General features: G+C 59.3%; 13 protein-coding genes. 3 read left to right on the top strand and 10 right to left on the bottom strand.

All coding sequences use genetic code 11. The annotated features are described in order from the left end of the window. Positions 1 to 8: 8 nt before the first annotated feature. From PH603_RS11735 to PH603_RS11720, 4 genes are all read right to left on the bottom strand, one after another. The gene (locus tag PH603_RS11735) at positions 9 to 1727 is read right to left on the bottom strand and encodes a GSCFA domain-containing protein (RefSeq protein ID WP_289502719.1); all 1719 of its coding nucleotides are present in this window, start codon (positions 1725 to 1727) and stop codon (positions 9 to 11) included. Positions 1728 to 1807: 80 nt separating this feature from the next. Then, the gene (locus PH603_RS11730; protein ID WP_289502718.1) at positions 1808 to 5002 is read right to left on the bottom strand and encodes a TonB-dependent receptor; all 3195 of its coding nucleotides are present in this window, start codon (positions 5000 to 5002) and stop codon (positions 1808 to 1810) included. Beyond that, the gene (locus PH603_RS11725) at positions 4983 to 6050 is read right to left on the bottom strand and encodes a FecR family protein (RefSeq protein WP_289502717.1); all 1068 of its coding nucleotides are present in this window, start codon (positions 6048 to 6050) and stop codon (positions 4983 to 4985) included. The genes PH603_RS11730 and PH603_RS11725 overlap by 20 nt, the downstream gene beginning before the upstream one ends. Further along, positions 6047 to 6730: an RNA polymerase sigma factor gene (locus PH603_RS11720; protein ID WP_289502716.1), complete on the bottom strand. Its 684-nt coding sequence runs from the start codon at positions 6728 to 6730 to the stop codon at positions 6047 to 6049. The genes PH603_RS11725 and PH603_RS11720 overlap by 4 nt, the downstream gene beginning before the upstream one ends. A 407-nt stretch (positions 6731 to 7137) precedes the next feature. Here PH603_RS11720 and PH603_RS11715 point away from each other — a divergent pair, with 407 nt between their 5' ends. Continuing rightward, the gene (locus PH603_RS11715) at positions 7138 to 10227 is read left to right on the top strand and encodes a TonB-dependent receptor domain-containing protein (protein WP_289502715.1); all 3090 of its coding nucleotides are present in this window, start codon (positions 7138 to 7140) and stop codon (positions 10225 to 10227) included. Between the two features lie 77 nt (positions 10228 to 10304). On the opposite strand, the gene PH603_RS11710 is transcribed toward PH603_RS11715, so the two are convergent. From PH603_RS11710 to PH603_RS11695, 4 genes are all read right to left on the bottom strand, one after another. Then, positions 10305 to 10790: a Dps family protein gene (locus PH603_RS11710; RefSeq protein ID WP_289502714.1), complete on the bottom strand. Its 486-nt coding sequence runs from the start codon at positions 10788 to 10790 to the stop codon at positions 10305 to 10307. Between the two features lie 99 nt (positions 10791 to 10889). After that, complete coding sequence (locus PH603_RS11705; RefSeq protein ID WP_289502713.1) at positions 10890 to 11765, bottom strand: EamA family transporter; 876 nt, start codon at positions 11763 to 11765, stop codon at positions 10890 to 10892. Continuing rightward, a complete protein-coding gene (locus PH603_RS11700) occupies positions 11762 to 12964 on the bottom strand; it encodes a pyridoxal phosphate-dependent aminotransferase (RefSeq protein ID WP_289502712.1) in 1203 nt (400 codons plus the stop codon). Before PH603_RS11700 ends, PH603_RS11705 begins: the two co-directional genes overlap by 4 nt. A gap of 178 nt (positions 12965 to 13142) precedes the next feature. Further along, positions 13143 to 13865, bottom strand: a complete 723-nt coding sequence (locus PH603_RS11695) for a TorF family putative porin (protein WP_289502711.1) — start codon at positions 13863 to 13865, stop codon at positions 13143 to 13145. Between the two features lie 294 nt (positions 13866 to 14159). Here PH603_RS11695 and uvrB point away from each other — a divergent pair, with 294 nt between their 5' ends. Next, positions 14160 to 16304, top strand: coding sequence for an excinuclease ABC subunit UvrB (gene uvrB / locus PH603_RS11690; RefSeq protein WP_289502710.1), 2145 nt, complete (start codon positions 14160 to 14162; stop codon positions 16302 to 16304). Positions 16305 to 16307: 3 nt separating this feature from the next. Here the strand turns inward: uvrB and PH603_RS11685 are convergent, their stop codons facing one another. Beyond that, positions 16308 to 16898, bottom strand: a complete 591-nt coding sequence (locus PH603_RS11685; RefSeq protein ID WP_289502709.1) for a DUF2726 domain-containing protein — start codon at positions 16896 to 16898, stop codon at positions 16308 to 16310. A 261-nt stretch (positions 16899 to 17159) separates the two neighbouring features. On the opposite strand from PH603_RS11685, the gene PH603_RS11680 reads away from it, so the two are divergent. Further along, positions 17160 to 18710 (top strand): hypothetical protein, encoded by a 1551-nt coding sequence (locus tag PH603_RS11680; RefSeq protein WP_289502708.1) that lies wholly within the window; start codon positions 17160 to 17162, stop codon positions 18708 to 18710. Here the strand turns inward: PH603_RS11680 and PH603_RS11675 are convergent. Next, positions 18694 to 19497 (bottom strand): SDR family oxidoreductase, encoded by an 804-nt coding sequence (locus tag PH603_RS11675; protein WP_289502707.1) that lies wholly within the window; start codon positions 19495 to 19497, stop codon positions 18694 to 18696. The genes PH603_RS11680 and PH603_RS11675 overlap by 17 nt on opposite strands. Positions 19498 to 19592: the final 95 nt, after the last annotated feature.

Genomic DNA, 19592 nt, shown 5'->3' with positions numbered 1-19592 from the left:
AAGCCCGGTCATCTGACCGGGCTTTTTGTTTTCTCAAGGGCGACAAGCCAGTCGCGGATGATGTCATAATAGGCATCGCTGCCGTGCATCCAGTCCCGCCCGCCGTCCGCCAGCGGTGTGTCAGAGCACAGGGCTTCGCTGATCCGGCCCTCCTCCGCCATCTTTTCCCGCACCAGAATGAATTCGGCGCCCACCGAGCGCACGACAAGGCAATAGAGTTTCTCATAAAGCTCGACAAACGGTTCGATCTCCGAGCCGGTGTCGTAGAAGCGTTGCAATGGCGGGTCGGAGAAAACAACGACCCCGTATCCCGCATCGACAAATGCCTTGATGGCGGCCTTGTGTGGGGCCTTCACTTCATTGAAGAAGTCGAAGCATTTGTTGACGTCCAGATTTTGCAACATGTTGCGGGCTTGCAGCCACTGGATCAGCTGATTGACGCTGGCCCTTGTATTGAGGCCGATGTTGGTCACGATAACCGGCTTACCTGCGACCTTTTCGATGGCTTCAAGATGCTCGAGCGTTTGCAGCCAGTTGCGACGGGATGCCCGGCCCTCGAGCGGCACGAAGAAGTCGTCCTCATCGGGGCGGAATTTGCCCGCGGCCCACGAAGCCCCCATCATGGTCATGCCGCCGACCGTTGGGATGTTAGCCCGGGCGAAACTCCTGGCCAGAAGCGGCATATGGCTATCGCCGACGAGGCAGAAGCGCGCCGTGGTATCGACTTTCGAGCTGTTGTTCCAGCTTTCGAGCTGCAATTCCTCGCAAATGGCATCTTCGTCAGCGGCCACGGGCTGCGCTGAGTCTTGGGGCGCCCCTCCAAGGCCTGCCCTCAGGTGCGACATCACAAATGACACGCCTTCGGGTTTCACGTTGCGCTGGTTTTCCTCGAAATACCGTCCCTGGATCGGCGGGGAGGCAATCAGCTCGAAGGAAGGGAAATAGTCGATATCAGCATGGCTTGCGGCAAGCTCGCCGGCAACGGCCCGCAGCACCGATTTTGAATAGGTCGTTGCCACAAGCACATGGTCGTCTGCTGCTGTGGCGGTGAGCGGAACGGGCGATACGGTCAGGAGGAAGCGGATATCCGGGTTGATTTCGCGGGCGAGGCGCCGCACGGCCTTCATTTCGGCCAGCGTTTCGGCGTGGCCATAATTGTGGAAGTGGTGGGCGGTGGGGTCAAATGTGCCGCAGATCGTGCCCGGGCACATGGGATAGACCGTACCATCGCTATGGCGCCATGCTTCAGTCAGGCCGAGCGTGAACACGAATATCTCCGCACTCCTGATCTGCTCCGCGATCTCGGCAATCGCCTTTTCTCTGGCTTCCTGTAAGGTAGCAGCGCTTTCAAACCCGTCCGTGACCACAGCAGGGCGCAGCAGGTCAAAAAACTTGCCGTCCGTTTCGGCAATGTGCCCGGTGAGGGTTTTGCCTCCTGCAGCGGCCTCCAGCCACTGGCGCATCAGGGCAGGGGTGTAGATGTTGCCGAGCGCGAAGGAAAAATTGAACGCTGGCGCAAGCCTGGACGGCGAAAATCGAAAGCCGTTCGATGTCAGCCATTTGCCGACATGCTGGGCAAAGCAAGACCCGGCTGTGATGAATCCGGACTGCTCGCCAACCGGGTATTTGGGGCACCAGATGTCAGGAAAGCTTTTGCCCTGTTCAATTTCAGCGACACCGGAGCGCCAGAATTTTGAAGGGCCAAGCGATTGATATGGATTGGACATCGGGGGAGTTTCCTGAACATTTCACTATATCCCGACAGTAGCAGGATACATGCCACCTGACGATGCTTCCGTAGGCGTGGTCAGAATGCGAGGCGCACGCCAAGACTGAATCGTCTTCCCACCACGTCATAATATTCTGGGGACGTGCCTGAGGTTGTGCTGAAGGCGAAGAAGGGCGCGTCCTTGTTGAACAGGTTCTGCACGGACGCCGTCATGGTAACGGTGTCGCTCAGCCGGTAGCGTGCCGACAAGTCCATGGTGACAATCCAGGGTGCCCGGGCGGCGGCGATTGGCAGGGGGGCGGCATCGGCGTATCCGGGGCCCCGGATGTGGGCCGACAGGCCAATGGCAAGCGCATCGAAATCAAGGTCCGAACGGACTTCCATCCGGTGCTTCGGATATTTTGTCGTTCCGCTCAGATTCTGTTCGTCCTGTTGCAGCGACAGCTGCCGCGAAACCTTGATCGAATAATGGTGCGAAATGCTGAGATCGAGATGTTGCAGCCCGTACTTGTTGCCAAGGGCGCCATTCGATGTGTCGAAGCTGAACCATAATTCAGTCTCAACGCCTTCGGTGCTGCCGCGGCCCTGTGCAAGCGGGGTGACGATGACGCGGCTGACCTGCCCGGAGACCGGGTCGCGCGTGATGATCGGACGGCCACTGAGCGGGGCGGCACCGCAAAAGCGGTGGGAAAACTCCGGCGACTGATAGCAGGTCGCCAGCACGTCGGAAGCGGTAGGGTATCCGATCACATTCCAAAGTCGGTTACGGTACCAGTCAATGCTTAGGCCAGCCTGAAAACCTGCGTCCGGCCATATGGGCTGGGTGGCGAAATCAACGCCAAGAGAAGTGCTCTTGATCTGTTCCGCCTCAAGCTCGGTGCTGCCTTCGTACCAGACGAGCGTATTGGGGTTCTCCTGCTCGAACAGATCATGGGCATCTGTTGGCAGTACGGCATCACAGTTCGCCGCGAGGTCTGAGTTGTCGGGGATTTCTATCCCGGCACAGGGATCGTTGTAGGGATCGTAGCCAAATGGGCCGTTCAGGAACATTTCGAGTGTTGAGGGCGGGCGTTCACTTCGGCTGTAGGAAAAATTGACCGAAATCCCTTTGGCGGGTTGCCAGTCAAGGCTGTGGCTACGGCTGAAAAGCGTCCCGGAGCTGCCCTGGGAACTCACCCGTGCAGCCATGTTAACGTTCAGCGCATGGACAAAAGGCTTGTTGTCGATGAGCGAGAGAGAAAGCCGTGACCAGGCAGATGGCACGCTTGTGCTGCCCTCCGTCGAAAGAAGGGGGAAGGTACTGAGTACCTCGCCGGGGGCATGTCTGCTTTCCGGGCGGTCCTTGATCTTGTCGTGGCGATATTCCAGCCCGGTATTCAGGGTCGTGGGACGCCCAAGGAAGCGTAGGTTGCCTTCCAGCGAGAAGCTGGCAATCTTGCTGTAGCTTGTCAGACGGCGCCGTGTTTCTGCCGCGCCGATATAGATGGCGGCCTCAGGTGATATCCCGTTAGCGCCAAACAGATGCACCGGCGTGCAACCGGGCTCGGCCGCGCAGTCTTCGGCATCCAGTGCCCGCAACAGCTTTGAAAGGTTGACCAGCCCCCGGCGGCGTTCCTTGACGATGGTCTGGCTGTAGAGGAGGTCGAGGTCATAGTGCCAGATATCGGCAAAGCTGCCCGAAATGCCGGTTGAGGCGTTGATCGTATCCCGGTCCAAAAGCCACGTTCGGCTGCCAAGTTCTACAAGACGCCGGGTGAGCAGCAGGCGAGATGCCGCACCGCCGGACGCGGCCAGCAGTTCCTGCCGCACACTCTCCGGGATCGCAGGATGATCGAGATCGATGCCATAAATCGGGCTCGTCGCTTCGACGATATCGGTACCCGCGACCAGCGGCAGCGGCGCGAGGGTCGTGTCAGCGCTTGAGCGGGCAAAGCCGGCATCAAGGCGCCATTCGGCGCTGCTGCCGATATCCTTGTCGATGTAGAAGTTTGCGGTCCAACGCTCCAGCGGCGCAACCAGCGACTGGGCGCTTGAATAATTGTACCGCTCGCCGGGCTTGCCTTCGGGCCGTGTGATCGAGCTGCCGTCCGGGGCGATGAGGTAGGAGCCGTCCGAAAAGTTGCGCAGTTCCCCATCGGCTGTCCAATAGCCGATGATAGTGCCGTTCTGCGTAAAGGTGCTGCCGCCGAAGCCCGGCGTATAGACGCCCCCCTCCTGAAACGGGACCCTTCTGCCATCTTTCGCGAAGTCGGCAGGGCTCGATGTAATCCGGCGGTCGCTCATGAGAAGCCCGCCAGAAGCAGCGTAGGAAATGCTGCCGGAAACAAAGCCCGATCCACCACTGAAGGGCGTGCCATAGCGCATGCTGCCGCTGATATTCTGCCGGTCGCCCTTTTGGCTGATGCCGCTGTTTGTCGTCAGCGAAAAGCCTTCCCTGTCCCGCGCCAGCTTGAAGTTGATGACGCCGCCGATAGCTTCTTCGCCATATTCCGCCGAGCTATTGCCCCTGATGACCTCAATCTGTTCGATGTCATCAAGCGGGATGGAATTGAGATCGGTACCTTGCAGCATGTCGTTGCCGCCAAGCGTACTGGCGACGCGCTTGCCGTTCACAAGGACAAGGGTGCGCATTGCGCCGAGCCCTCGCAGTTCAACCAGCGAGAGGGCGGTGGCCGTTCCATAAATCGCCGAGTTGATAAGACCGATGGTCGATTCCATCATTGGCAGGCTGGTCAGTGCGTCTGCTGCAGTCAGATAGCCGTTGCCGGAAATCTGATCCAAATTGAGCCGTGAGACAGGGTGGCCGTTCGGCTGGGTGAATTGCGGCGGTCGTTCGCCGATTACCAGCAGTTCTTCAATCGGGATGTCACGGGCGGCCGTATGCCGTATTTCGGCAACCGGCAAGGGCGCGATCCGGCGGGCACTGTCAACATTGAGGGCGCGCATGGGCGTCAGCGATACTGTGCCTTGGCCAATCCGCCGGATATCGAGCCCGCTGTCCGCCAGCATGTGTTCCAGTGCATCAAGCGGGAGCATCGGACCGGTGACGGCCCGGGCTGTCTTGCCGGCAATCAGCCGGCTGTCGACGACGATACCGATGCCGGTCTGGTCGACATAGGATGTCAGCGCGGCCGGCAGCGGCTGGCTCGGGATAGTGAACTCCATCGCTGCCCGCACCTCATCGGCGCCGGCGGCAGGCAATGTGATGCCGCAAAGCGCAAGGCCAAGAAGTGCCTTGCTCCGTTTGCGATGGTCAGGACTGCGCAGCTTCAAGGATCATCTCGCCTGTCGTGCTGCGGCGTGCCTTCAGGTTGAAGGCGGCTTCCAGTGCCTTGACCGTGTCAGCTTCCTGTTCAAACCTGAAGTCGGCTGTCAGGGGCAAGTTCTTTAGGCGTTCGTCCTCGATGACAAGCTTCTGGCGGCGATAACGGTTGAGATCCGCGACGGCCTCGGCCAGGGGAGTCTGGCGGAATCTCAGCCAGCCATCCCGCCAGGCGAAATCGATCCCCGGCTCGCTTTTCTCGACTTTCGGCTCATCAGTCTCACTGACCTTGATACGCTCGTTGGCGGAAAGAAGCGCGCTTTCGGTGCGCTGGTCGTTTTCATATTGAACCTGAACCCGGCCGGTGAGGACGACCACGGTTTCGCCTTCGCTGTCGTGGCGCACGCTGAAACTGGTGCCAAGCACAATGATGCGGGTGTTGCCGCTTTCAACAACAAAGGGATGGGCTTCATCGTGCGAGACATCGAAGAAGGCCTCGCCCTGCTGCAGGCGGACATGCCGGTCGTTGCCGTCAAGCCCCGCTTCGAGCCGACTGCCGGTGTTGAGGGTAACGGCCGAGCCATCTGCCAGGCTGATCGTTTGCTGCCGCCCGACAGCAGTTTCGTAAATTGTTGCTTCGGCAGGTGGCTCTTGCCAAAGCATGAGCCCGGCAACCCCGGCCACCAGAAAAACTGCCGCTGCCTGCATCATCGTGCGCCATCCACTGTTTGTTGGGGCTGGCGGGGCGGCCTTCCTGAAAGGCAATATATCGCCCGTGGCGGGCCCTGCCGGCATCCTTGCTTCAGCGGCCGCCGCGGCATCTGCCTCAAGCTCGGCGATGAGCAGGGGCTCGAGTACTTCGGCGGCGATGTCATCGAGCGATTCATCGAAGGCCCGGGCTCGCCAATAGGCATCACGGTGCTGCTCGGCAGCAGCCAGCCAGTCATTCAGCTCGGCGACATCGCTTTCGTCCATTATGCCGGAGCGTTGACGGGCGACCCAGCCGTGCGCCGTTTCGTCGATCAGTTCAGCGGGCATGGGATTATTGTTTTCGTTCATTTGGTGTCCCGATCGTTTGGATTGGCAGGTTTCGTCTGGCCCGGAGAAAGGGGGGTGCGACCTGCCGCGTCCCGCAACTGGCGGAGCGCCTCCATCATGTATTTTTCAATGGTGCTGACCGAGACCTGCATGACCGCCGCAATATCCGGATAGGTTTTGCCTTCAAACCGGTTCATGACAAACGCGGTGCGCTGACGTTCGGGCAGGGCATCGATCGCAGCTTTCAGAAGCTGCAGTTGCTGTTTGTGGAGGAGCTGGAACTCGGGAGACTGGGATTCCGCCTTTGTGGCATCAAAGGCATTTGCCGGCGCATCGTCATCCAGCGGCACAAAGTGCATGGCTTCCATCGCGCGGCGGCGGTACTCGTTGATAACCAGATTGGCAGCAATCTTGAACAGAAGCGCACGGGGCTCGGCAATCTCGTTGGTGCCTGCATAATTCACGGCACGCAGAAAAACCTGCTGCGCCAGATCTTCGGCACTGTCGTCATTGCCCAGTTTTCGGCGAAGCCAGTTGACCAGTATCGGTCGATTTTCGGTAATTGCCGTTTCCAGAGCAGAGATTTGCTCACGGCTGCAGTCTGCAACAGCGCGGTCCCGCGCTGTTCTGCCCGCGGCCCCAAAGTTGAGGAAAGTCACGCTGTCGTCCTTGTTGTATAGCTTGAAGGCTTGGCTATTCATTGTGTGCGTCTTGCTTGTTCCGTTCCTCCTTAAAACCCGCTAACACACCACGATTCATGCATTTTTTGTGCATCTGTGAATTTTTTCGGAAATCCGTTGAGGGATTGCCGTACCCGTGGGTCTTAACAGGTGCACACTTTGTGTTTCCAAGCACACTTTTGAGGGCGGCATCTTTGTGTCGCCCTTTTTTCTTGTGATGCAAGCTTGCCGTGTCTTCCCCGTTATGACCAGTGTAATTTTATGTGACCGGTCGGGTCATGCTGACGAATGTTGCAATTATGTAACAGGCTCCGATCTAAATCATCCGTCGTATGAGGGAAGTGAAATCCCATGTGTCTGAGGGGGTGTCGGGGGCGGAGGCATTCGCCCGAAGCTCTCCGATTCAATGACATAAGGGAGAATGTTCCATGGAACGCAGAACGTATGGAAGAGCCGCCCGGTATCTTGGCAATGTGGCCCTCGTGGCCCTTGCGACCGGCGGATTGGGAGCACAGGTAGCAGCACAGGATTCAACCGGTGCAGATGAGGATATGGCCTTTGAAGAGGTTGTCGTCACCGGCTCGCGCATTGTGCGCAAGGACTATGTCGCCAACAGCCCGGTTTCGACCGTGGGTGCGGAAGAACTGAACAGCCGTGCAGATGTCACGATTGACACCTTCCTCAACACCCTGCCGCAAGTGAACCCGGCGGGTACCACGAGCTCGAACAACCCCGGCAACAACGGCCAGTCGAACATCGACCTTCGCGGCCTTGGCGCCAACCGCAACCTCGTGTTGGTCGATGGCCGCCGCACAATGGTGTCGGCCTCGAACATGACGGTCGACCTGAACACCATCCCGGCCGCGATGATCGACAGCATCGAAATCATCACGGGCGGTGCCGGTGCCGCTTATGGTGCCGATGCCATCGCCGGTGCTGTCAACATCAAGCTGAAGAATGATTTCGAAGGGCTGGATGTGCGCGCCAACTATTCGAACTCGCTGAAGCAGTGGGACGCCAAGGAATATAACGTTTCGGGCGTTATCGGGGGCAACTTCGCCGACGACAAGGGCAATGCGATCTTCTCGTTTGATTATTCCTCGAGGGAAGCCCTGATCAAATCGCAGCGTGAATTTGCGGAAATCGCCACGTCGACCACCTCCTTCTTCCCGGAAGGTCGCTATTTCAGCGGTGGCAACAACCCGACCCAGGCTTCGGTTGATGCAATCTTCGCCCAATATGGCGTTGGTGCGGGTGCAGTACCGGCGAATGGCAGCATCATCGGCTTCAACCTTGATGGCACGCTGATCGGTTACGGCGGTTTCAATACGCCGATCGACGTTGTGAACTGGCGCTATCCGATCGATAACGGGGTCAACACCTCGCTGTTCCCGGATGTCTACAGTTACAACTTCGACGCTGTGAACCTGCTGATCCTGCCGGTGGAACGCAAGTCGTTCTCTACCAAGATCAATTATGAACTGAGCGACAGTATCGAGGTTTTCGCTTCGGCTTCGTGGACCAACTACAATTCGGCAACTGCGCTGGCGCCGACACCGTTCCCGACTGTCGGTTTCGAAAACACCGCTGGCACCGAAAGTTCGCGGGTGAAAACCGATCTCGTGGTACCGGGTGGCCTGATCAACAACACCTTGATCGTGCCGGTTACCAACCCCTTCATTCCGGCCGACTTCGCGGCAGTGCTGGCTTCGCGGTCGGGTGACAACCCGAACCTCGTGGGCTCGGGCGCAACCGAACCGTTCCTGATGCGGTCCCGTTCGCTCTGGGGTGGCCTGCGCCAGTCCAACTATGACAACACCGTGCTGCAATATATGGCAGGCCTTCGTGGCACCCTCGGCGACAACTGGCGTTGGGAAGCCTATGCCATGGAAGGCAAGACGACCATCGAACAGCGCCAGACCGGTAACCTTGATACCCAGCGTATCCAGAATGCCCTTGAAGCAGCCGACGGTGGCGCCAGCCTCTGCGCCGGCGGATACAATCCGTTCGGCCGTCAGGAAGTCTCGCAAGAATGTGTCGACTATTTCACGGTTGATGCACGTACCGGCACGGTCTTCAAGCAGCAGATCGCGCAGGGCTACATCACCGGCGAGCTCTTCGAAGCACCCGCTGGCCCGGTCAGCGTTGTGGCAGGGGCTGAGACCCGTCACTTCAAGTATGACTTCGATCCGGGTTCACTGAGCGGTCCGGTCTCGGGCTTCAACACCCAGGATCCGGCTGGTGGCAAGAACCGCTTCAACGATATCTTCCTTGAAGCCCTTGTCCCGCTTGCCTCTGGCGAAAGCTGGGCTGAAACGCTGGAACTCAGCCTTGGCTACCGCCTGTCGAGCGCCAAATTCACCGATACCGCCCGCGGGATCGTTGGTGAGGCAGACAACAGCTCGGCCTTCAAGGCGGAACTCAGCTGGCAGGTCGACCCGAGCTGGCCGCGTTTCCGTGGTTCGTACCAGAAGTCGGTACGTGCCCCGAACTTCGGCGAGCTCTTTGACGGTGGCGGTGCTGCCCCACAGTATTTCGATCCTTGCTCGGTGACGACCGTGTTCCGCACTTCGGGCGGGGCTGACGCACGGGCGCTTTGTGCTGCAACCGGTGTGGGCGCGCCCGACACCTATTCGCAGACGCCAGGCACCCAGGCTTCGATCAACACCACCGGCAATACCGAACTGCAGCCGGAAAAAGGGACCACGATCACGCTGGGCGCCGTTTACAACGCCCCCACCAGCAATCAGTGGACTTCGCGTCTGGTTGCCTCGCTTGATTACTACAACATCAAGGTAACGGGCCTGATCAATACGCCGAACGTGAACCTGCTGATCGCGGATTGCTATAACTATTATGGCAATAATCAGAGCATGTCGGCCGACTATGGTTCATGCCAGTATATCTTCCGCGCAGGCGGTGACATTCTGGCCCTTCAGGACCCGAATACGGATGACGGCAATATCCCGGGCAACAACCAGGGCTTCACCAAAACGACCGGTCTTGACCTGCTCGTTGGCTGGGGCTTCGATCTGGAATGGCTCGGTGCTTCACCGTCGGCGGGTTCTATCGACATGAGCCTCTCCGTGAACCATGTGATGGATTACAAGGTTCAGGAATGGGACTTCCTGCCGGTGATCGATTATGCGGGCACCGTACCGTATTTCGGTGTCGGCCTCGGTCAGACCTTCCCGAAATGGAAAGCCAACCTGAACACCCGCTGGACCGTGGGTGACTTCTCGGTTGACCTCCGTAGCCGCTTCATCGACGGCATGAAAAACCGGGCTTCTGTTGAGTTCCTTGGTGAAACGTCGCCCACCGGTACCAAAGCTGTCTGGTATTTCGATACCGCTGTCAGCTGGAATTTCACCGAGAATATGACCTTCCGCGCCGGCCTGAACAACCTGTTCAACAAGCAGCCGCAAACCTATGCACCGAACGTGCAGTCGGGTACCGATCCGTCGACTTATGACGTTATCGGCCGCCGCCTGATGCTGTCGGCCAACTTCCGCTTCTAGGAAGCTGCATTTAGCCAAAATGAAGCCGGGCGCCTCTTGGGCGCCCGGTTTTCATTTTTGCAGGTGTCTGCCTTTAATCAGGCGAGCATGGCGCCGAGCATCCAGCCTGCTTTCTCGTGGGCTTGCAGGCGGTCGGTCAGGAGGCCTGCAGTTACTTCATCATGTACTTCGGCTGCCTTGCCAATCACCGGACGGATGCGTGCGGCGAGGTGGGCGTGGGCAGCCACAAGGCTTTTGACCATATCTTCGGCCGAGGCGTTTTCATCGCCGTCCGCGATCGAGCCCAGTTTCTGGTAGACCTTGAAGCCGGCAGGGGCCTTTTGGCCAAGGGTACGGATGCGTTCCGCGACTTCATCAACGGCAAGCGCGATTTCGGTATATTGCGTTTCAGTCAGCAGGTGCACCGGCTGGAAAAGTGGACCGGTGACGTTCCAGTGTACGTTGTAGGTCAGGATATAAAGCTGAACGGTTTCCGCGAGGATGACCTTGAGATCATCGACAACGGCGGGGGAAGCAACAATAGCCTTAACGGTGGCAGATTTCTTCGTCGTCTTGGGGCTCATATTCATTTCTCCTTGCTGTTGAAATGGTTATGCCACAGACATGGGAATATATACAGACGATTAAAGGTGTGTCTGTGATCGAAAAAATCGATTAACAGGTCAACCCGCCAATTTTATGGCAAGGGCGCCGGATACAATCAGAAGGGTCGCCGCCGTCTTGCGCCGAGTCATGGGTTCGCCGAGCCACACGGCGCCGATGAGGGCAGCGAACAGAATGCTCGTTTCCCTGAGTGCCGCAATCTCGCCGAGGCCGCCGATTTGGAAGGCATAAAGCGTGATCGTGTAGCCGCCGTAGGAGACGATCCCGGTCAAAAGCCCGATCTTCCACTCCTTGCGCACCGCCTGCATCAGGGGCTTCACCGGGCGCTGGATCAGGGCGCTCGCCACGAAGAAGGGCGCGAACACGAGGTTCACCCAGACGATATAGGAAAAGCCGAATTCCTTGACGGCCAGCCCGTCGATCAGGCTGTAGGAGGCGATGGTAAGCCCGGTAAGCATGGCACTGCCGACGCCGGCCTCGCGTTTGCCTGAATGGAAAAGGTGGCGGGGGTGAAGGCCCGACATGGCAAAAATGCCGGTCACCAGCACCAGAACACCACCGAACTGCCAGAGTGTCAGGGGCTCAGGCAGAAAGAAGAAGCTGAGAAGTCCGATGACAAGCGGCCCGGTGCCGCGGGCGATGGGATAGACGGTCGAAAGCTGGCCGCGCGACAGGGAATAAAGCGCCAGCCGCTGGTAAGTGACGTGCACGGCCACCGAGGCCGCGATCCACAGCCAGCCATGCAATGGCATCGGCGGCACAAGGAAGGCGGCGGGCACGAAGGCGACCCCGCCCACAATATTCATGCCGACGGCAGCGGCGACCTTGTCGGACGCGCTCTTCAGGAGGGCGCTGTAAGTGGCATGGGCCACCGCTGCGATCAGGATCAGCAGGGTGGCCCATGTATCGGGATCGTTGGCAATCAGGCCGGTCATTTGAGCGCGGCGCACGCCTCCTGCACGCGGGTGCAAGCCTTGGTCAGCGCTTCCGTTGAGGTCGCATAGCTCACCCGGAAGTGCGGCGAGGTGCCGAAGGCTTCACCCTGTACGGCGGCAACGCCGAAGTCTTCGAGGATATAGGTCACGAAGTCGCTGTCGGTCAGAATCTTCTGGCCTTTGGGCGTGGTTTTGCCGATGCAGCCGGCGATCGAGGGGTAAACATAGAAGGCGCCTTCGGGCTTCGGGCAGGTGATGCCCTCGGCGGCGTTCAGCATGTCAACCACTAGGTCGCGGCGGCCTTTGAATACAGCAGCACGCTCGGCGAAGAAGTCGGTCGGGCCGTTGAGGGCGGCAACGGTTGCAGCCATCGAGATCGAGCAGGGGTTCGAGGTCGACTGCGACTGTACCTTGGCGATGGCTTTCACAAGCTTGGCATCGCCGCCGGCGTAGCCGATCCGCCAGCCGGTCATGGCATAGGCCTTGGCTACACCGTTCATGGTCAGCGTGCGTTCGTAAAGCTCGGGCACCACGGCGGCAATCGTATTGAACTTGAAATCGTCGTAAACGAGATGCTCGTATATATCGTCCGAGAAGATATGGACGTGCGGGTGGCGCTTCAGCACTTCACCCAGCGCCTTGATCTCGGCTTCCGAATAGGCCGCACCCGACGGGTTCGAGGGCGAGTTGAAGATCAGCCATTTGGTCTTCGGCGTGATCGCGGCTTCAAGCGCCTCGGGCGACATCTTGAAATTCTGTTCAAGCGTGGTCGGCACAAACACCGGCACGCCTTGGGCGAGGAGGACGATATCCGGGTAGCTGACCCAGTAAGGGCAGGGGATCACAACCTCGTCGCCCGGGTTGAGCGTCGCCATCATGGCGTTATAGACCGTGTGTTTGCCGCCGGCATTCACCGTGATCTGGCTCACATCATAGGTCAGGCCGTTTTCGCGGCGAAACTTCTCGACCACGGCCTTCTTCAGGGCCGGGGTGCCGTCAACGGCCGTGTATTTGGTGTCGCCCGCGCGGATCGCAGCGATGGCGGCTTCCTTGATATGGTCGGGCGTATCGAAATCGGGCTCGCCTGCGCCCAGTCCAATCACATCCTTGCCAGCTGCCTTGAGTTCTGCCGCTTTGGTGGTCACGGCGATGGTCGGCGAGGGCTTGATACGGTCGAGCGAGCTGGACAGGAAGGACATCGGAAAATTCCTTGAGAGAATTGGGTTCGGCGTCAGGACTGACGCGGCGCAGCATAGGCGGGGCTGCGGGCTGCTTCAAGGGCAGAAAGGGCCAAAAGCTATCAGAAAATCAAAAAAAAATGGGGGTGCCGTAGCGCCCCCAAGTTGGTCCAGAAACTATAGAAAGGTTGATCAGGCGTCAGAAGGACGCATGCAGGCCGAAGACGGCGGCGGCAGCGCCGATCCCGTCGACGTTGGTGTCCACATACTGAACGCTGACGCTGTATTGCTCGAACGCATACTCAAGGCCGAGGTTCCAGTCCCATTTGCCGTCGCCAAAGGCGCCGTCTTCATAGGCGATGTGGCCCGTTGCGGTGATCGGGGTGTCCTTGATCGGCACGCCGGCATCCAGATAAACGTAGATATTGTCCTGGTTGGTGAGGTTGGCCTGGCCACCCCATACGTAGGCAGCGCCAAGCTTCCAGTCGACCAGTTCGGCGAAGTTGCCGGAAATGGAGCCGTAGGCTTCCACATAATGGGTGCCGTCCGAACCCGGATAGGTATAGGCGAGGACACCGATATCTGCAGTCAGGCCCGCGCCGATTTCAGTGGCGTAGCCGGCATAGATGTCAAGCTCGAGCTCGGAAAGGCCGCCGGTGTCGGTGCCATAGCCCTCGATCGAGGAGCCCCAGGCGCCGATATAGAAGCCATCCTTGGTTGAAACATCGAAGCCGCCCTGAATGGCAGGATCTTTTTCAGAAAGCGAAAGGCCGCGGAAGCGGTATTCGCTGACGAGCGAAGCATTGGCGGAAAGGCTGAAGTAAGGCTCGTCGTCCGCCATGGCAGCGCTCGGGGCTACAGCAGCAGCCGAGGCAATCAGAACCAGGGGAACAAGAGAACGGCGCAGTTTCAAAGTGGGCATAGTATTCCTCCGTGGATATCGGGTCTTGGTAATTTTCATTTTTGTGACAGCATATCAGCAAAGGCTGTGCCAATCGCGGTATTATCCGGTAATTCATTGTAAATTAACAATATATTGAGTTTTCGCTGATCCAGCTATGTTGCGATGCGATAGAAAACATGCACATATTATAATCATTGATTAAAATATGAACACATCGATGGGGCGGGTAATCACGGAATTCTGTTCGCGGGCAGGGCTTGATGCGGCGGCCCGAAAGGGGCACCTTCGGGCCAAACACAGCGAGGCATAAGAATGATCCCGAACGACGCCACTATCCCTTTCGTGCCGCACCGGCCCGACAGGCCTGAGAAATCCGAAGGCGGCATTGCCTTCAAGCTGGTGAGCGATTTCACGCCGGCAGGCGACCAGCCAACAGCGATTGCCGAGCTGGTGGGCGGCCTGAAGGGGCACGAGCGCGATCAGGTGCTCCTCGGTGTCACCGGCTCGGGCAAGACCTTCACGATGGCCAAGATCATCGAGGAAACCCAGCGCCCGGCGCTGATCCTGGCGCCGAACAAGACGCTGGCGGCCCAGCTTTATGGCGAATTCAAAAGCTTTTTCCCGGAAAACGCGGTCGAGTATTTCGTATCCTATTACGACTATTACCAGCCGGAGGCCTATGTGCCGCGCACCGACACCTTCGTGGAGAAGGAAGCCTCGATCAACGAACAGATTGACCGCATGCGCCACTCGGCCACCCGCGCCGTGCTGGAACGCGACGACGTGATCATCGTGGCCTCGGTGTCCTGCATCTATGGTATCGGGTCGGTGGAAACCTATACGGCCATGACCTTCACCCTGAAGGCAGGCGACGAGATCGACACGCGCGAACTGGCCCGGCGGCTGGTGGCACTGCATTACCAGCGCAACGACGCCGCCTTCCATCGCGGCACCTTCCGCATCCGCGGCGACGTGATCGACATTTTCCCGAGCCACTATGAAGATCGCGCATGGCGACTGATGATGTTCGGCGACGAGATCGAGGAAATTGTCGAGTTCGATCCGCTGACCGGCGAGAAGATCAAAAGCCTGGAGCAGGTGAAGGTATATGCCAACAGCCACTATGTGACGCCGCGCCCGACGCTTGATCAGGCCGTGAAGGGCATCCGGCATGAGCTGACCCAGCGGCTGGCCGAATATGAGAAGATGGGGCGCATCCTCGAAGCCCAGCGGCTGGAACAGCGCACTCGTTTCGATCTCGAAATGATGGAAGCCACCGGCTCCTGCGCGGGGATCGAAAACTATTCACGTTATCTTACAGGCCGCAATCCCGGTGAGCCACCGCCGACGCTGTTTGAATATCTGCCCGAAAACGCCATCCTTTTCGTGGATGAAAGCCATGTGAGTGTTAGCCAGATCGGCGGCATGAGCCGGGGCGATGCCGCGCGCAAATCGATCCTCTCGGAGTATGGCTTCCGTCTGCCGAGCTGTGCGGATAACCGCCCCCTGAAGTTCGAGGAATGGGACGCGATGCGCCCGGAAAGCGTGTTCGTTTCTGCAACTCCCGGCGACTGGGAGATGGAACGTACTGGCGGCGTGTTTGCAGAACAGGTGATCCGCCCGACCGGCCTCACCGACCCGGAAATCGATATTCGCCCGGTGGATACGCAGGTGGATGACCTGATGCATGAAGCCCGCCGCATGGCGGAAAAGGGCCTGCGGGTACTGGTCACCACGCTCACCAAGCGCATGGCGGAAGACCTTACCGAATATCTGCACGAAAACGGCGTCAAGGTGCGCTACATGCACTCGGACATCGAAACGCTGGAGCGGATCGAGATCATCCGCGACCTGCGCCTTGGCGTGTTCGATGTGCTGGTGGGCATCAACCTCCTGCGCGAGGGTCTTGATATCCCTGAATGCGGCCTCGTCGCCATTCTGGACGCCGACAAGGAAGGTTTCCTCCGGTCCGAACGCTCGCTTGTGCAGACAATCGGCCGTGCCGCGCGGAACGCCGAAGGGCGGGTGATCCTGTATGCCGACAAGATCACGGGCTCGATGGAGCGCGCGATTGGCGAGACCAACCGTCGCCGCGCCAAGCAGCAGGCCTTCAACGAAGAGCATGGCATCACTCCGCAAACAGTGAAGAAGAATGTCGGCGACATTCTGGAGCATGTGGCAGAATCGGACTATGTGACCGTCGATATCGGCGAGGACGCCAAGCATCTGGTGGGGTCGAACCTCAAGGCGCACCTCGCGGACCTGATGGAAAAGATGCGCAAGGCCGCCGAGGATCTGGCATTCGAGGAAGCGGCCCGCATCCGGGACGAGATCAAGCGGCTGGAGGCCGGCGAGCTTGGCATCGCCGATAAGTCCCTGCGTCCGCAAGGCCGCGCCATGGGCGGCAAGCCGGGCACAAGGACGCGCAAGGGTAAACCGCAGCGGAAACTGGGGTAGGGCTCAGGCAGCGGGTGAGGTTGCAGCGGTCTGCGGCGCAGGACGCAGGGCATCGCGCAGCAGCTGGCGCACCGTTTCGTCGGTATAGCTTTCGAAAATTTCCACATAGCGCACACCGGCGCGGCGGAGGGCCTCCTTCTTCACCGCGTCGCGTACGGCGGCATTGCCCTGATAATGGCCGCTGCCTTGATATTCGATGGCGGCCAATGGCTCGCCGGTGTTGCCAATGATCAGGATATCCACCCGTTTGCTGTTGATGCAGGCGTGGGCTTCGCTGTCTTTCGAGCCGATGATTTCGCCAAGGCAGGTCTGTGCGAACACGCGGTAGCCGCCGTTGATCTGTGGAAGCTCCTTTTCCACAAGGCGGAAGAGCCCATATTCGCTGCCATTCATGATGCGCCGTTTGGTGAAACTTGCCTGCATCACCTTCTGCAGCTGATCGATGGTCGGGTCGCGGCGTTCAGCCTGGCGTTCCCGGCTGTAGACAAGCTTTGGCCGGCTGCCTTTGCGGCGGGTCAGCGCCTTGCCATTCAGGCCGAGGATGGCGACAAGGATCAGGCCGAGGCCCACCAGTTCCCATACCATGACATCCATTCAACTCTCTCCTTCCGGCACAACATCCGCCGTTACCCGCAGAAATTACAGTGAATGGTTGTATATTTAGCGGACAATTCGTGAATCAAGTGTTAGCGCATCGTAAAAATTGTATATAGGTCGCCAATGTATGGTACGCCTTCCGCCCCGTTGTGATGCCGCAGGTTGCGCAATGCAGAAGCGGGCAGTATCGTCAATGGAAAGCATAAACCGTTAGATCGATCAGGGGGCTGATCGCATCGGATGCATCAGGGGGAATTCGTGACGTCCAGGTGGTGGGCCATCCTGTTCTTTGCCGTCGCGCTTGCGCCATTCTTGCTGGTGCAGCTTTACCCCTTTGTCGACCTTTACAATCATGCCGCCCGCCTCTTTGTGCTGACGCACTTTGATGAAGTGCCGCAGTTCAGGGAATGGTATGCTCCCGCCTGGGCCCTGATGCCCAATCTGGGGTTCGATCTGGCCGCGTGGCCCGTCTTCAACTGGCTGCCGCCGCTGATTGCGGCGAAGGTTTGCATTCTGGCGCTTGTCTCGCTGATGTATTGGGGCGGGCTTGCGGCGATGCAACTGATGCGCGCCGATATGCGGCTGGCCGCGCCCGTCGCGGCACTTTTCTCCCACAATTATGTGCTCGGCTGGGGCTTCATCAATTTCCTCCTTGGTTTCGCGCTGTCGCTGTTCCTGCTGCGCTTGACGCTGGACGATAACTGGCGGCTGGTACGGCGGCACTATCTGATCCAGCTACCGCTCGCCTTCATGGTTTTCCTGTGCCATGGGCTTGCCTTCGTCTTTTACGGGCTGATGGCCGGTGTGCTGATCTTTGCCGGATGGTGGCGTCGGGAGCCACGGGATATCCGCACGCTCTTCACCGACGCGCTCTGGCTTGCCGGGCATGCCCTGGTGCCGGTTGCCGCCTTCTTCATGACCCGCACGGCCGAAGCGAGCGGCGGCTATGCCGTTGGCGTTGACCGTGTGCTTGCCACCTATCCGGATGCGGGCAGCCTGATGGCGCGCACCGTGTGGGAGATCAAGGAACGCCTTGTGGTGACATTGACCACGGTCGAATCAGGATTCTTTTTGGCGGATATCGCTCTGAACAGCCTGCTGTTTGCTGTCCTGATCTATGCCTTCGCACGGCACCGCCGGGTCGCAGGTATCTGGCCGCCGCTGATGCCGGTCGCCGCGGCTCTCTTGCTGCTTGTCACCATTCCCCCGAACTTTTTCGGGGCGAGCTATCTGGAAATTCGCGTGCCGCTCTTGCTGCTGATCGCGCTGGCCGCAGGGTTGACGGCTGAGGTTCGCACCCGCACGCTCGTCGCTGCCTTGTCGCTTGGCGCCGTCGTGCAAAGCGCAATGCTCGGGGCATATCTGCAGAAAAGCGAGAGCGCTTACAGCGCGTATCTTGCTGAAGCATCGGCGCTGATCGAGCCCGAGGCGCTTGTCAAGCCGATCACGATTGCGCCGGTAAATGGCCGGCGCGACTCGTTACCGCGCTGCCAGCCGCTCGATTCGCTGTTGATGCTGGTCCATCATGTGGGCGCGCAGCTATTCACCATCCCGGGCCAGCAGCCGCTGCGGGCGATTGGCGCGATGGCGGCAGCGGACGACGCGATGCCGTCGTTCCCGCGTTACCGGCATGGTTTCAACCAGCCTCTCACCAATGAAAAGCTGCAGGCGCTGGCAGCATCGGGCTTTGACTATGCGATCCTCTGCGGCAGTGCGCGGGGCGGGGCCGAAATTCCGGCCAACTTCCACCCCGTGTTGAACGGCAGTTTCTACGATATCTACCGGATCGAGCCTAAATCTGCCCCTTGACCATTGCCATCGACAGGGTGCCTGCGCCGGCAAGGCTCCAGCCGCCATCCACGGGTAGAACCACGCCACTGACATAGGCCGCTGCAGGGGACGACAGGAACATGGCCGCGTCGGCAATCTCGCTGACCGCGCCCATGCGCATCAGCGGCACGCTTTCAACGGTGGCTTTCACCGCTGCCGGCGTCGGTGCAAGCCGCTTCATGCCTTCGGTGCCATCGATGGGGCCGGGCGAGATCGAGTTCACCCGGATGCCCATCGGGCCCCATTCCATGGCCAGTGTGCGGGTCAGCATATCGACCCCCGATTTGGCGGCGCACACATGGGCCTGCAGCATCATAGGAATCCAGGCCTGCGGGGCCGAGATATTGATGATGGAGGCGCCGGGTACCCTGAGATAAGGCTGGGCGCTTTGCATCACATGGAAGGTGCCGAGAAGATCGATGTCGACGACCGATTTGAAGGCGTTGGCCGACATGCCAAGGGCAGGGGCGGGGAAGTTGCCGGCCGCGCCCGAAATGAGGATGTCGATCTGGCCATGGGCGGCATGGAAAGCCTTCAGTGCGTCGCGCACTGCTTCCACATTGCGGACGTCAAGTGGATAGCCGGCGGCTTTGGCGCCAAGGCTTTCAAGCCGTGCGACGGCCGCATTCACCTTGTCTTCCGACCGGCTGGCGACGCCGACCAGCGCGCCACGTGCAGCGAAAGCCTCGGCAATGCCAAGATTGATGCCGCTGGTGCCGCCAAACACGAAAACGGTTTTGCCTGTAAAGTCGAATGTAACGGACATGACTGGTTCTCCCTCCCATCATTCATTCATGATTTCACGATACATTCGCCGCCGTTGCAACAGGGCAGGTGATATGAGACGCGTTTCAACAATCA

Source organism: Gimibacter soli (genome assembly GCF_028463845.1).
Lineage (GTDB): Bacteria > Pseudomonadota > Alphaproteobacteria > Sphingomonadales > Kordiimonadaceae > Gimibacter > Gimibacter soli.
This window is presented reverse-complemented; position numbering and strand designations above follow the sequence as displayed.